General features: G+C 56.1%; 15 protein-coding genes. All 15 read left to right on the top strand.

Annotation, left to right across the window (positions count from 1 at the left end):
* Window position 1: 1 nt before the first annotated feature.
* The 15 genes from KDN35_RS07555 to flhA all read left to right on the top strand — a co-directional run bounded on the left by KDN35_RS07555 (window position 2) and on the right by flhA (window position 12763).
* The gene (locus KDN35_RS07555; RefSeq protein ID WP_171564641.1) at window positions 2–901 is read left to right on the top strand and encodes a MotE family protein; all 900 of its coding nucleotides are present in this window, start codon (window positions 2–4) and stop codon (window positions 899–901) included.
* Between the two features lie 70 nt (window positions 902–971).
* A complete protein-coding gene (locus KDN35_RS07550) occupies window positions 972–2201 on the top strand; it encodes a flagellar hook-length control protein FliK (protein ID WP_171564642.1) in 1230 nt (409 codons plus the stop codon).
* 33 nt (window positions 2202–2234) lie between these two features.
* Window positions 2235–2630 (top strand): TIGR02530 family flagellar biosynthesis protein, encoded by a 396-nt coding sequence (locus KDN35_RS07545; RefSeq protein ID WP_171564643.1) that lies wholly within the window; start codon window positions 2235–2237, stop codon window positions 2628–2630.
* 103 nt (window positions 2631–2733) lie between these two features.
* A complete protein-coding gene (gene flgG, locus KDN35_RS07540; protein WP_171564644.1) occupies window positions 2734–3552 on the top strand; it encodes a flagellar basal body rod protein FlgG in 819 nt (272 codons plus the stop codon).
* 65 nt (window positions 3553–3617) lie between these two features.
* Window positions 3618–3839 (top strand): flagellar FlbD family protein, encoded by a 222-nt coding sequence (locus KDN35_RS07535; RefSeq protein ID WP_171564645.1) that lies wholly within the window; start codon window positions 3618–3620, stop codon window positions 3837–3839.
* Between the two features lie 15 nt (window positions 3840–3854).
* Complete coding sequence (locus KDN35_RS07530) at window positions 3855–4313, top strand: flagellar basal body-associated FliL family protein (RefSeq protein ID WP_171564646.1); 459 nt, start codon at window positions 3855–3857, stop codon at window positions 4311–4313.
* 39 nt (window positions 4314–4352) lie between these two features.
* Complete coding sequence (gene fliM / locus KDN35_RS07525) at window positions 4353–5348, top strand: flagellar motor switch protein FliM (protein ID WP_171564647.1); 996 nt, start codon at window positions 4353–4355, stop codon at window positions 5346–5348.
* Window positions 5341–6669 (top strand): flagellar motor switch phosphatase FliY, encoded by a 1329-nt coding sequence (gene fliY / locus KDN35_RS07520; protein WP_212132463.1) that lies wholly within the window; start codon window positions 5341–5343, stop codon window positions 6667–6669. The genes fliM and fliY overlap by 8 nt, the downstream gene beginning before the upstream one ends.
* A gap of 38 nt (window positions 6670–6707) precedes the next feature.
* Entirely contained in the window at window positions 6708–7070 is a 363-nt protein-coding gene (locus tag KDN35_RS07515; protein WP_029098958.1) for a response regulator, read from the top strand.
* Window positions 7071–7111: 41 nt separating this feature from the next.
* The gene (locus KDN35_RS07510) at window positions 7112–7750 is read left to right on the top strand and encodes a flagellar biosynthetic protein FliO (protein ID WP_230077022.1); all 639 of its coding nucleotides are present in this window, start codon (window positions 7112–7114) and stop codon (window positions 7748–7750) included.
* A complete protein-coding gene (gene fliP / locus KDN35_RS07505; protein ID WP_171564650.1) occupies window positions 7747–8508 on the top strand; it encodes a flagellar type III secretion system pore protein FliP in 762 nt (253 codons plus the stop codon). The genes KDN35_RS07510 and fliP overlap by 4 nt, the downstream gene beginning before the upstream one ends.
* Before the next feature lie 34 nt (window positions 8509–8542).
* On the top strand, window positions 8543–8812 hold the full coding sequence (gene fliQ, locus KDN35_RS07500) for a flagellar biosynthesis protein FliQ (protein ID WP_029098961.1): 270 nt from the start codon (window positions 8543–8545) through the stop codon (window positions 8810–8812).
* A gap of 21 nt (window positions 8813–8833) precedes the next feature.
* Window positions 8834–9604, top strand: coding sequence for a flagellar biosynthetic protein FliR (fliR, locus tag KDN35_RS07495; protein ID WP_249178973.1), 771 nt, complete (start codon window positions 8834–8836; stop codon window positions 9602–9604).
* Window positions 9601–10698, top strand: coding sequence for a flagellar biosynthesis protein FlhB (gene flhB / locus KDN35_RS07490; protein WP_212132462.1), 1098 nt, complete (start codon window positions 9601–9603; stop codon window positions 10696–10698). The genes fliR and flhB overlap by 4 nt, the downstream gene beginning before the upstream one ends.
* A 22-nt stretch (window positions 10699–10720) precedes the next feature.
* The gene (gene flhA / locus KDN35_RS07485) at window positions 10721–12763 is read left to right on the top strand and encodes a flagellar biosynthesis protein FlhA (RefSeq protein ID WP_171564652.1); all 2043 of its coding nucleotides are present in this window, start codon (window positions 10721–10723) and stop codon (window positions 12761–12763) included.
* The last annotated feature ends 1 nt before the right edge of the window (window position 12764 follow it).

Here is a 12764-nt window from a genome sequence, read left to right as displayed (position 1 = left end):
GATGGAAGAGATCCAAGAAGAACGGGAGTACAGCAGGTGGGAATGGTTTTTCTACATGATTGCAATCCCCGCTCTGTTTGCCACTCTCCTCGGAGGCGTGCTTCTCAGCCTGTTGGGATACAACGTGTTGGGCAGCGTGCTCAGTTGGGCCAACACGATTCCGATCGTGGAAAAAATCGTGCCTGACCAGTACGCGATGTCCGATGCAGAAGAGAAGTCAGTCGACATTGGCAAACAGGTGAGCAGCTTGCAGGAGGAGCAGGCGAAAAACAAGCAGACAATCGCCAACCTGCAGAGTGAAACGGCGAAAAAGGACGCCACCATTCAGGCGTTGGAAAAACAGGTGCTGGATCTGCAAAAGCTGCTTGAGGACAAGCGCACCAGCGAGGAAGAGCGGCAAAAGCAGTATCAGGACCTGGCCAAATTGTACGCGACGATGTCGCCGAAAAACGCAGCAGCCATCGTCGAAAACCTCAGCATGAGTGAAGCGGTTTCGGTCATGAGCAAGATGAAAGCGGAGCAGCAGGCGAACATACTGGCCAAGATGGACCCGAAAAAAGCGGCCGACATCTCGATTCAATTAAAGGATACGGTGGTAAACAAGGACGATGACATCGCCGCGCTGCAGGAACGGGTGCAAATCTTGACCAAGGCGCTGAGCGAGACGCGAAAGGATACGACCAGCATCGATTCGCTGATCCAGACCTTCTCGCAAATGCCGGCTGCGGATGCCGCTACCGTCATTCGTACGCTGATGGGTACCGACCGCAACCGGGCCATCTCGATTATGGCCGGCCTGTCTCATGACAAACGGGCGCAAATCCTGGCGGCAATCGCCCAGCAGGACAGCCAGCGGAAAGAAAACGTGGCTGCGCGCATCACGAGCGAGTTGCTTCGATAGGCGACGGGCCATACAAGCACCGCGTCTGTCGTTTTCATAAGCAACAATACAATCCGAGGAGGTGAATGAGATGAATGTAGCCAATGTGAAGGGAGCTCCGGCGGCGTCCGCCATCACAGTCGGCGTCTCTGCACAGCCGAATCCGGAGGGTGGAGATCTGTTTGCTGCACAGATTGGCAGCGTGCTGCAAAATGTGCAGGCGGGGGAACCGTCTCAGTCCCTGCCAGGCGAAGCAGGCGCCGAAGACATGGCGCTGCTGGCTGATCTGCTGGCACTGATCCAACAGCTTTTCCCGACGCTTCACATGCAGGATCCCGAAGAGGTTGCCGCTACGTTCACTCAGCGGGGCATCCCGCAGGCGACGGCAGAAAAACTGGCCGAAGCCATCGTATCGTTCGCACGTGCCGAAGGAGGCGCGAAGGTGATCGAATGGCAGCAGGTGGACAAGCAGGTGGAGGCTCTGCTGAAGCAGTTCGGCGAGGAGCTGCGGGCAGCAGCCGGCAAACAGGAAAGTGACACCAGAAAGCAGCCGCTTGTCCTGATCCATGGAAAAGGCGGCATCCGGAGCGCGGAACCATCTGTCGTTCCCATCCGGCACGCGGAAAAGGAACTCACCATGCAGTCCCTTCGCGTCACCCAGGCCCTGTCCAGCTACCAGGCGGAAGCCGCCGTGCAGGTGCGCAGCAGCAGCACACCCGTTCAGCAGACGCTGAATGTGCAGGCTTCGCCGCTGGCGGAATCGGAATCAGTCATCTTGCCTGAGCACGCGGTTGCTCTTCCGTTCCACCAAGTGGTGAATCACGGCAGAATTCCGCAGCAAACGGTGACAGCTCATCCCGTACACGCCCAGCAGTTTGCGCAGCAAGTCACGCAGCTGTTTGTCCAACAGATGAAAATCACCCAGGGGAACGGCGTGCACGAGGCCAAACTGATTCTCCACCCGCAGTCGCTGGGCCAAGTGGACGTGATCATCACCGCTCGTGACGGGGTGATTACGGCTCAGTTTTCCGCGGAAACGGCAGCCGGCAAGGAATTGCTGGACAACCAGCTTCCGCAGCTTCGCGCAGCGTTGACCCAACAAGGTCTGCAGGTGGATCGCCTGGAAGTCAATCAGCATCAGGCAAGTTCGTTTGCCTTCCAGCAGCAGCGGGAGCAGGCACGTCAGCAAGGCGATGGGCGCCAGCGACAGGAACAGCAGGAAGATCAGGTGGAATTTTCGCTGGAAGGACTGCTGGAGGATAGTGATTTTGCCGCGGTTGGGCGGGAATTGGGCCGTGCTGCCTTTACTGGCATTCGCTAGCCGGGCTAGCTGTTCGTGAAAGGGGGGACCGCCATGCACACGTTTTACGTGGGGCAGACCTACTTTCCCAACAAGCCAAAGCGACCAGCTGCTGTTAGCACGACCGGTGCGGAACCGGCAGGCAAATCGTTTCGCCACTACCTCGCCGAGTCTGTTGACAAAGCGAAAGGCCCCAAGCCCCTCACGTTCAGTCAGCACGCACTGATGCGTCTGCGCGAACGGGGGATTTCGCTCAACGAAGCCGAGCTGAACCGACTGCAGTCGGCTGTGCAAAAAGCGGCTGACAAAGGGGCGAAAGAATCGCTGATCTTGATGGACAACGTCGCCTACGTCGTCAGCATCATCAACCGAAAAGTGATTACCGCCGTCGACGACGTCAGCATGAAGGAAAACGTGTTTACCAACATCGACAGCGCGGTCTTTGCATGAATGGATCAGAGGGCTGGACCTCTCGGAGGAAGCCCGTCGGCTGCCGAATGACCGAGGCAGTCGCCAATAGACCCGATACCTGTTTGTGAAGGAGGAATTGTTAATGCTTCGTTCCATGTACTCCGGCATTTCCGGTCTGCGCGGTTTTCAAACCAAACTGGACGTAATCGGCAACAACATTGCCAACGTGAACACGGTAGGATTCAAGAAAGGCCGCGCGATGTTTCAGGACATTCTCAGCCAAAACATTGCCGGTGCGACTGCACCAACCGATGACGGCAAGGGCGGTTCCAACCCGATGCAAGTCGGACTGGGGACGCAGATCGGTTCCATTGACACGGTGTTTACGGCCGGCAGCCCGATGACCACCAACGTGATCACGGATTTGGCGATCGAAGGGGAAGCGTTTTTCATGGTTACGCCGGATGGCGGCGAGACGTACTACTACACCCGTGCCGGCAACTTTACCCGTGACGCGCTTGGTTATTTGGTAAACCCGCAAGGTTTGAAACTGGTAGACGTGAATGGCGAACCGATTCAAATCTCGCGGAACGATGGTATCGTTTCTTACTCCATCGGTAAAGACGGGGTCATCACCACGGTGGATGAGGCTGGAGAGCTGGATTCTTCCATCCAGATCGGGTTGATGACGTTTGACAACCCGGGCGGCCTGAAGAAAATTGGCAACTCCCTGTACGAATATACCGTCAACGCAGGGGCATACGGAGAAGATCCGACCACACCGATTGATGCGGCAACTGCCAAGGTGAACATCATCTCCGGTCAGTTGGAGATGTCCAATGTGGACCTGTCTGAAGAGTTTACCGAGATGATTGTCGCTCAGCGCGGGTTCCAGGCCAACTCCCGCATCATCACCACGTCCGACACCGTGCTGGAAGAACTGGTCAACCTGAAACGATAACGCCTAGCGGATGAATGAGGGGGAGGCGGTCATCCCGCCGCCCCCCATCCCGAAAGGAGCAGCCGATGATCAGACTGACGCGATTTAACGGCGAGGAGTTTTACCTCAACGCTACCCATGTCGAAATGGTGGAATCCACTCCCGACACGGTCATCACGCTGTTTAACGGCAAGAAATACATCGTCAGGGAAAGCGCTGAGGCAGTGGCTTCGCGGATAGTGGACTTTTACAGGCAGACGTTCCCGGCAAGCGCGGCGCCGCGCGTTCCGGACGATTTCATTGAATAGCGGGAGGCACGTGTGATGTTTCAAAACCGGTTGTTTAACATGGCACTTATCATCATCATCGCGATTTCGCTTCTGGGTGTCGTATCCTTCGTTCTCTGGCAGACGTACCTGTCCCCAGCAGCACAAACCGCAAGCCATGGTGAAGAAAAGGGGGTACGGGCTCTCACGGCTAAAGAACTGGAGGCATACTCCGTGGATACCGGAGAAATCACGACCAATCTGCTCTCCGACAACTACATTATTGTTCGCTTTACGATAACAGCGGACAGTTCAGATGCCAAGGAAGAACTGCAGCAGCGCCTGCCCCAGGTCAACCAGATCATCATCAAGACACTGGCCGGCCTGTCCCCCGAAGACATCAAAGGAACAGAAGGCGTCAACAAACTGGAAGCCAAGATCATGAACGAAATCAGTGCGCTCATGCAGGAAGGAAAAATCGTACAGGTGCTGACGACGAAGCGCGTCTTGTCGTAAGCCACGATGGATGTATACATAGCTGGGAGGTGACGACACATGGCCGAGGTTCTCTCACAAAGTGAGATTGACGCGTTGTTGGCCGCGCTCTCGTCGGGAGAGATGGATGCCAACGAGCTGAAAAAAGAAGAGTCTGAGCGAAAGGTAAAAGTATACGACTTTAAACGGGCCTTGCGTTTTTCCAAAGATCAGATCCGCGGCCTGACGCGCATTCACGAAAACTACGCGCGGCTGTTGACGACGTATTTTTCCGCTCAGCTTCGTACCTTCGTGCAAATTACGGTTGCCTCCGTCGACCAATTGCCGTATGACGAGTTTATTCGCTCCATTCCCAAAATGACCATCCTCAACATTTTTGAGGCGCCGCCATTGGAAGGGCGCATGGTATTGGAAGTGAATCCGAACATCGCATACACCATGCTGGATCGGCTTCTCGGCGGACAGGGAACGATTCCGGACAAGATGGGGGCGTTGACGGAAATTGAGACAACTGTCATGGAACGGGTGTTCAGCAAGGCGCTGGATACGTTTCATGAGGCATGGAAGCAGATCATCGAGCTTGATCCGTACATGGAAGGGCTGGAAATGAATCCGCAGTTCATGCAGATCGTTTCCCCCAATGAAATTGTTGCGGTCATCTCGTTCAGCACGAAGATCGGAGACACCACGGGCATGATCAACCTCTGCCTGCCCCATGTCGTGCTGGAGCCGATCATGCCGAAACTGTCCGGGCAGTATTGGTTTTCCAAGCAGAAGAAGAACAGGGACGAAGAAGAGCGGCTGCGCGTGGAGGAGCGGGTGAAGACGGCCAAGCTGCCGGTGATCGCCGAGCTGGGCACGGCCACCATCACGGTGGGCGAGTTCTTGCAGTTGCAGCCGGGTGATGTAATTCAGCTCGACCAGCTCATCGAGAACAAGCTGAAAATCCGGGTGGGCAATCGCCTGAAGTTCCTTGGACAACCCGGTACACATAAAGGGCGTGTAGCCGTGCAGATCGAAGAAGTCCTCGAGGAAGGGGAGGAGAACAATGACTAGAGACATGCTTTCGCAGGAAGAGATTGACGCGCTGCTCCGCGCGAACAATCTGGTTGAGGAGGAAGAGGAAGTAGAAGAAGTTTCGAGCGCTCCCAACGTCGCTGAATTCCTGTCCGAGTTTGAGCAGGACGCGCTCGGTGAAATCGGCAACATCTCCTTCGGAAGCGCTGCAACGGCTCTTTCCACGTTGTTGAACCAAAAAGTGGACATCACCACGCCGACGGTTTCGATGGTTCATGTCCACGACCTGGAGAAGGAATTTCCCATCCCGCACGTCGCCGTTCACGTCGAGTACACAGACGGCTTCAAGGGAATCAATCTGCTGGTGGTGCGGATGGAAGACGCTGCGGTGATCGCCGACCTGATGATGGGCGGTTCCGGCCGGCCAGAGTCGACTGAGTTGACAGAAATGCACATCAGCGCGGTGCAGGAAGCGATGAACCAGATGATGGGGTCAGCCGCCACGTCGATGTCCACCATCTTCAACCAGATGGTGAACATCTCGCCGCCCGGGATTGACATCATGGATTTGGCCAAGGGCAAGGACGGGCATAAATTCACCGAAGATGACACGCCGCTTGTCAAGGTGTCTTTCCGGCTGAAAGTAGGGGAACAAGGTGAGCTGATCGACTCCAACATCATGCAGCTGCTGCCGCTCTCCTTCGCTCGTGAAATGATCAACAGGCTGACCGGCGGTTCTGAAAGCGAGCTGGAAGCGGCCGCGGCTGCGACGGAAATGCCCGCACTGAGCTTGTCGGCTCCACAGCAGGAGGTACAACAGGACGCTCCCGCTGCAGAGCAGATGCCGCCGCAGCAACCGGTGCAACCCCCGCAAGCTCCTCCGGCCGGTTATGCGCCGATGGGATATCCGGGACAGCCCATGTACCCGAACGCTTACCCACAGGGAATGCCCGCAGGCTATCCGCCCTATCCGCCTCAGTATGCAGGGCAGCAAGTGTCGTCCGCCCCGCAGCATCTGGGTGGACAACCGAGCAACCAGGCCAATGTGAAACCGGCCCAATTTGCGCCGTTTGGAGGTGACCCGATGATTTCCGCTGACGGACAAAATCTGAATCTGTTGATGGACATTCCTCTGCAAGTGACCGTTGAACTGGGACGGACGAAAAAACTGATCAAGGAAATTCTCGACCTGTCCGCCGGCTCGATCATCCAACTGGACAAGCTGGCAGGCGAACACGTCGACATCCTGGTCAACAACAAGCTGATTGCCAAAGGGGAAGTCGTCGTGATTGACGAAAATTTTGGCGTGCGCGTAACAGACATCATCAGCCAGTGGGACCGCGTACAAAAATTACAATGAATCATCAAATCACCGGATAAAAAAGGAGGAGCTTACTTATGTCCAACAAAGTACTCGTTGTCGATGACGCAGCGTTCATGCGCATGATGATCAAGGAAATCCTGTCCAAAAACGGATACACCGTGGTAGGCGAAGCGAGCGACGGTGCGCAGGCGGTGGAGAAGTACAAAGAGCTGGGACCGGATCTGGTGACGATGGACATTACCATGCCGGAGATGGACGGCATCACTGCACTGAAGGAGATCAAGAAAATCGATCCGAACGCCCGTGTCATCATGTGCTCGGCAATGGGGCAGCAGGCGATGGTCATTGATGCGATTCAGGCGGGCGCCAAGGATTTTATCGTCAAGCCGTTCCAGGCTGATCGCGTGCTGGAAGCGATCAAGAAAACGCTGGGCTAATGATGAAGTTTTTCCGGAAACCAGGGGCGCGTCTCATCTGGGTGTATTGCATCATCGCTGCGATTGTCGCTTCCCTTCCGGCTTCCGCACTGGCGGAGGAAGACTCCGTAGCAGACGCCCTGCGCAAAGGAACACTCTCTCCCGGTGCGCCCGCCGGCGGCCCAGAGCCGGCGGCCATACCCGGCAGTGAGACAGGCAGCATGTGGGGCTATCTGTTTCAGGTGATCTTTTCACTCGGGGTGATCGTCGTCCTGATCTATCTGCTGCTTCGTTTTCTCGGCCGGCGGCAGATGGGACAGGCGCATGGTCCGATCAAAGTGATCAGTGCGGCTCCGCTGGGCAACGGCAAGACGATCCAACTGGTGATGATCGGGGAGTCGCTGTACCTGCTCGGCGTGGGAGAGAACGTTCAGCTGCTCAAGCAGATTCCACCAGGGGAAGAGGCAGACCTCATCCTGGCAGAAGCGGAGATCAAGCCGCCGCTTGCCGGTTTTTCGCTCGATTGGCTGCCGTTTGGCCGAAAGCGGCAGACAGAAGACGAAGAAATACACCTGTCGGATGCGGACGGGCGTACGTTTGCAGAACTGCTGCGCAAGCAGTGGAACGATCTCGACAAGCGGTCCGATCAGACGGGGACCTGGGTGGAGAAGCAAGGTCATGACAGAGGGGATCGAGGATGAAACAACTATTCCAGCTCCTGGTGATCGCTGCGGTGCTGCTGGCGATACCGGAATGGGCGGCGGCAGCGCCTGCCAATGTGCCGCTCGTACCTACCATCGATCTGAAGATTGGCGGAGGCAGCGGAACGCCGCAAGAAACCTCCTCGGCGGTACAGATTCTGCTGATATTGACGGTCTTGTCCGTAGCGCCTGCCATCCTGCTGTTGATGACCAGCTTCACGCGGATCGTGGTCGTGCTGTCCTTCGTCCGCAACGCGCTGGCTACGCAGCAGATGCCGCCCAATCAGGTGCTGATTTCGCTGGCGCTGTTCATGACGTTTTTCATCATGGCGCCCACGCTGGCAAAGGTAAACGAGACGGCGGTACAACCGTACATGCAGGGCAAAATGACCCAACAGCAAGCGCTGGAAGCGGCGGTCGTTCCGTTCAAGGAATTTATGGCCAAGCAGACGCGGGAAAAAGATTTGGCGCTCTTTTTGTCGTACACGAAAGCAGAAAGGCCCAAGACAATTCAGGACATTCCGCTGAGCGCGCTCGTGCCGGCGTATGCCATCAGCGAATTGAAGACCGCATTTCAAATCGGCTTCATGATTTTCATTCCGTTTCTCGTCATCGACATGATCATTTCCAGCATCCTGATGGGCATGGGGATGATGATGCTGCCCCCTGTGATGATTTCGCTGCCGTTCAAGATATTGCTGTTCATCATGGTGGACGGATGGTATTTGGTCGTGAAATCACTATTGGCCAGTTTCTGACATCCGGCCGACAAGCCAGCCTAGGAGGGAGAGCATGACACAAGAATTTTTGATGCAAATCGCCCAAAGCTCCGTATACACCATCCTGCTGGTGACGGCACCGGCGCTGGGCGTCGGCATGCTGGTCGGCTTGCTCGTCAGCATTTTTCAGGCAACCACACAAATTCAAGAACAGACGCTGGCATTCATCCCGAAAATTGTCGCCATCTTCGTCACGATTTTGGCCGTCGGGCCGTGGATGCTGCGGGTGATGCTGGAGTTCACGATGGGGATCTTCGGCAATCTGCACCGCTTTGTGGGATAGATAAAAATGATAGCTGCAATCATGCTTCATCTACCTGTTTTGCTGCTGGTGTTTGTCAGGATGACCGCGTTTTTCGTCTCGGCTCCGTTTTTCTCGGTGCGCGGCGTGCCCAATCCGTACAAGATCGGCCTGGCTTTTGTCCTGGCGCTGATCAGTTTCAGCTACGTGCCGGTCCAGGGGCAGATTCCGCTGGATCTCACCTTTGTGCTCTACGCGGTCAAGGAAGCGCTGGTCGGCCTGATTCTCGGCGTGATATGCGAGCTGATGTACGTCACCGTCCAGGTTGCCGGCGGATTGATGGACATGCAAATGGGGCTGGCGATGGCCAACGTGATCGACCCGCGCACCGGCGCCTACGTGCCGCTGACGGGCAACTTCAAGAACATCCTGGCGATGCTTTATTTGTTGAGCATCAACGGCCATCACGTGTTGATCCAAGGGATTCTTGCCAGCTATCAGGCGATTCCGCTTGACAAGATGTGGGCTGCGTTTGGCAGTGAGCAAGTGATGTGGATGGCCGTCAAGGTGTTTCGCGACATGTTTCTCAGTGCCTTTCTGATTGCAGCGCCGATCGTGGTCGCCATTTTTCTGGTCGATCTCTCTCTTGGAATTATCGCCAAATCGGTCCCGCAATTTAATATCTTTGTGGTGGGATTGCCCATCAAATTGCTCGCCAGCTTTCTGATGCTGATCGTGGTCATGCCCGCATTTTTGCTGACGTTGAACGGCTTGTTTGAAAAAATGTTTCGGGCGCTTGCGGAAATGATGAAGTGGCTCGGAGGCGCAGCATGAAACGACTTGCCTTTTTGTATCCGGTCGATCTGCAGTATTTCAACGGCGAAAAGACGGAAAAGGCGACACCGAAAAAGCGGCAGGACGCGAGAAAGAAAGGGCAGGTCGCCAAAAGCGCGGACTTGTCCCCGTCCGTCAGCCTGACCGCGACGTTTCTCATGCTGATTGTGCTGGGGTCGTCCATGTTTCACACGTTCCAGAATCTGCTGCGGGAGTCGCTCGTCACCTACACGAGCTGGCAGGTGAACGAGGAAAATCTGCGGGTCATTTTCTACCAGCTTGCCTTTGAAGCCGTGAAAATCGTCGGACCGGTTCTGGGCGTGGTGTTTACCGTCGCCGTTCTCGTCAATTACATGCAGGTGGGCTGGCTGTTTACCACCGAACCGCTGCGGATCAAGCTGGACAAGCTGAATCCCGTACAGGGGCTGAAACGGCTGTTCAGCCTGCGCTCCGTGGTGGAACTGTTCAAATCGCTGTTAAAAATCAGCGCGGGCATTCTCGTTGCGTTCATGATCTTGTGGGAGACCAAGGACGAGCTGGTTCAGCTCTCACTGAAGCCGCTGGGAGCGGCGCTCTCACTGACAGCTTCGGAAGCGACCAAACTTGGGCTGTACATCGGAATGACGCTGGTGGTCCTGGCTGTTCTGGACTACGCGTACCAGCGCTACGAACATGAAAAGAGCCTGCGCATGTCCAAACAGGACATCAAGGATGAATTCAAACAGGCGGAAGGGGACCCCTTGATCAAAGGGAAAATCCGCGAGCGTCAGCGCAGCATGGCCATTCGTCGGATGATGCAGGAGCTGCCGAAAGCGGACGTGGTCATCACCAACCCGACGCACTTCGCTGTTGCCATCCGGTACGACGCAAGCGAGATGAGCGCCCCCACAGTCATCGCCAAAGGGCAGGATTACCTTGCACTGAAAATCAAGGAAATCGCCCAAAAACATCGCATCATCACCATGGAAAACAAGCCCTTGGCCAGGGCTCTCTACAGTCAAGTCGAGATCGGCCAACAAATTCCCGAAGAGTTGTTCAAAGCGGTCGCGGAAGTTCTCGCGTACGTGTACAAGCTGCAAGGGAAAGTGAAATAAGCAAAAGAAAGGAGGATGCACGGTGGGATTCAGATTCAAAGAGCTGGGTACCGTTTTGTTCGTCATCAGCATTGTCGTCATGATGGTGATCCCACTGCCGTCTGAACTTTTGGATTTGCTCTTGATCCTGAACATCTCCCTTGCATTGACGATTCTGCTCGTCTCGATGTACACAAAGGAAGCCCTGCAATTTTCCATCTTTCCCACGGTGCTCCTGATCACCACGCTCTTCCGCCTGGCGCTGAATGTATCGACGACGCGGAACATTCTCTCGCACGCCGATGGCGGAAAGGTCATCGAAGCGTTCGGCAGTTTCGTCGTCGGCGGCAATCAGGTGGTGGGGTTTGTCGTCTTCCTGATTCTCGTCGTCATCCAGTTCATCGTGATCACCAAAGGCTCGGAGCGCGTGGCGGAAGTGGCCGCCCGCTTCACGCTGGACGCAATGCCGGGGAAACAGATGAGCATTGACGCCGACCTGAACGCCGGGATGATTACCGAGGCGGAAGCGCGCGCCCGCCGCAAAAAGATCGAGGACGAAGCTGACTTTTACGGCGCCATGGACGGTGCCAGCAAATTCGTCAAAGGGGACGCGATCGCCGGCATCATTATTTTCATCGTCAACATCATCGGCGGCTTCATCATCGGGATGGTTATTCACGATCTGAGTTTTGCCGAATCGGCTTCCCGATTCACCACCATGTCCGTCGGCGACGCGCTGGTCAGCCAGATTCCGGCTCTCCTGATTTCGACGGCGACGGGTATCATCGTCACTCGTGCCACTTCCGGCGACGGGCTGGGCGAAGATATCAGCAACCAGTTGTTCAGCTACCCCCGCCTGCTGTTGATCGTGGCTGGCGGCATCACCCTGTTAGGCCTGCTGACGCCAATCGGACTGCTGCCGGTGGTGCCCGTAGCGGGACTGCTCGGGTTCGCCGGATGGAAGATGAACAAGAAGCAGAAAGTGGAGCAGGAAGAGACGGCCCAACAGGAAGAGGAACAGCAGATCGAGGAAGTGCGCAGTCCCGAGAGTGTGGTCAACCTGCTGCAGGTGGACCCGATCGAGTTCGAGTTTGGTTACGGCCTGATTCCGCTTGCCGACGCCAAACAAGGCGGCGACCTGCTGGATCGCGTCATCATGATCCGCCGACAGATCGCGCTGGAACTGGGGATCGTCGTGCCGGTAATCCGCATTCGCGACAATATCCAACTGCGTCCCAACGAGTACATAATCAAAATCAAAGGAAACCAGGTCGCCAAGGGAGAGATCCTCTTGGATCACTATCTGGCGATGAGTCCCGGTTTCGAAGACGATGCGGTTGTCGGTATCGAAACGGTCGAACCGGCGTTTGGACTGCCTGCATTGTGGGTAACAGAAGAAAATAAGGAGATTGCCGAACTGTCCGGTTATACCGTGGTCGATCCGCCGTCCGTCGTCGCCACCCATCTGACGGAAGTGATCAAGCGGCACGCCCACGAACTGCTCGGCCGCCAGGAGACGCGCTCCCTCATCGACAATGTACGGGAGACGGCGCCTGTGCTGGTGGACGAACTGATTCCGGGCACGCTGTCGATCGGCGACGTGCAGAAAGTGCTGCAAAAACTGCTCCGGGAAAAGGTGTCGATTCGCAATCTGCCGGTCATTTTGGAAGCGCTGGCCGATCACGCGGTCTACACCAAAGATCCGGACGTGCTGACGGAGTACGTGCGCCAAGCGTTGTCCCGCCAACTTACGCTGCAATACACCGAGCCCGGACAGCCGCTGCGGGTGATCACTGCAGGCCCTGGACTGGAAAAGGCCATCTCCGAGCGAATCGAGCAGTCTGAGCAGGGAACCTACCTGGCCATGGACCCGGAGACGTCCCAGCGGATTTACCAGAGCATGTCGGCGGAAGTGAGCAAAATGGTCAATGCCGGCCAGCAGCCAATCATTCTCGCCTCTCCGGCGATTCGCATGTACCTGCGGCAGCTGATGGAGCGGATGATGCCGGATGTGCCTGTCTTGTCATACAGCGAGCTGGAGCCGCATGTTGAAGTGCAAAGCGTAGGGATGGTGAACCTGACGTGAG

Origin of the sequence: Brevibacillus sp. NL20B1 (assembly GCF_018195675.1) — a bacterium.
Taxonomy (GTDB): domain Bacteria; phylum Bacillota; class Bacilli; order Brevibacillales; family Brevibacillaceae; genus Brevibacillus; species Brevibacillus aydinogluensis.
The sequence above is the reverse complement of the archived record's forward strand: the minus strand, read 5'-3'. Positions and strand labels throughout refer to the sequence as shown.

Bases quoted from the DNA above. Each gene is read 5' to 3' on its own strand.
- fliM (WP_171564647.1), top strand. From the start codon at position 4,353: ATGGCCGAGGTTCTCTCACAAAGTGAGATTGACGCGTTGTTGGCCGCG.
- fliY (WP_212132463.1), top strand. From the start codon at position 5,341: ATGACTAGAGACATGCTTTCGCAGGAAGAGATTGACGCGCTGCTCCGC.
- KDN35_RS07555 (WP_171564641.1), top strand. From the start codon at position 2: ATGGAAGAGATCCAAGAAGAACGGGAGTACAGCAGGTGGGAATGGTTT.
- KDN35_RS07515 (WP_029098958.1), top strand. From the start codon at position 6,708: ATGTCCAACAAAGTACTCGTTGTCGATGACGCAGCGTTCATGCGCATG.
- flhB (WP_212132462.1), top strand. From the start codon at position 9,601: ATGAAACGACTTGCCTTTTTGTATCCGGTCGATCTGCAGTATTTCAAC.
- fliR (WP_249178973.1), top strand. From the start codon at position 8,834: ATGCTTCATCTACCTGTTTTGCTGCTGGTGTTTGTCAGGATGACCGCG.
- fliP (WP_171564650.1), top strand. From the start codon at position 7,747: ATGAAACAACTATTCCAGCTCCTGGTGATCGCTGCGGTGCTGCTGGCG.
- flgG (WP_171564644.1), top strand. From the start codon at position 2,734: ATGCTTCGTTCCATGTACTCCGGCATTTCCGGTCTGCGCGGTTTTCAA.
- KDN35_RS07535 (WP_171564645.1), top strand. From the start codon at position 3,618: ATGATCAGACTGACGCGATTTAACGGCGAGGAGTTTTACCTCAACGCT.
- KDN35_RS07530 (WP_171564646.1), top strand. From the start codon at position 3,855: ATGTTTCAAAACCGGTTGTTTAACATGGCACTTATCATCATCATCGCG.
- KDN35_RS07545 (WP_171564643.1), top strand. From the start codon at position 2,235: ATGCACACGTTTTACGTGGGGCAGACCTACTTTCCCAACAAGCCAAAG.
- KDN35_RS07550 (WP_171564642.1), top strand. From the start codon at position 972: ATGAATGTAGCCAATGTGAAGGGAGCTCCGGCGGCGTCCGCCATCACA.
- fliQ (WP_029098961.1), top strand. From the start codon at position 8,543: ATGACACAAGAATTTTTGATGCAAATCGCCCAAAGCTCCGTATACACC.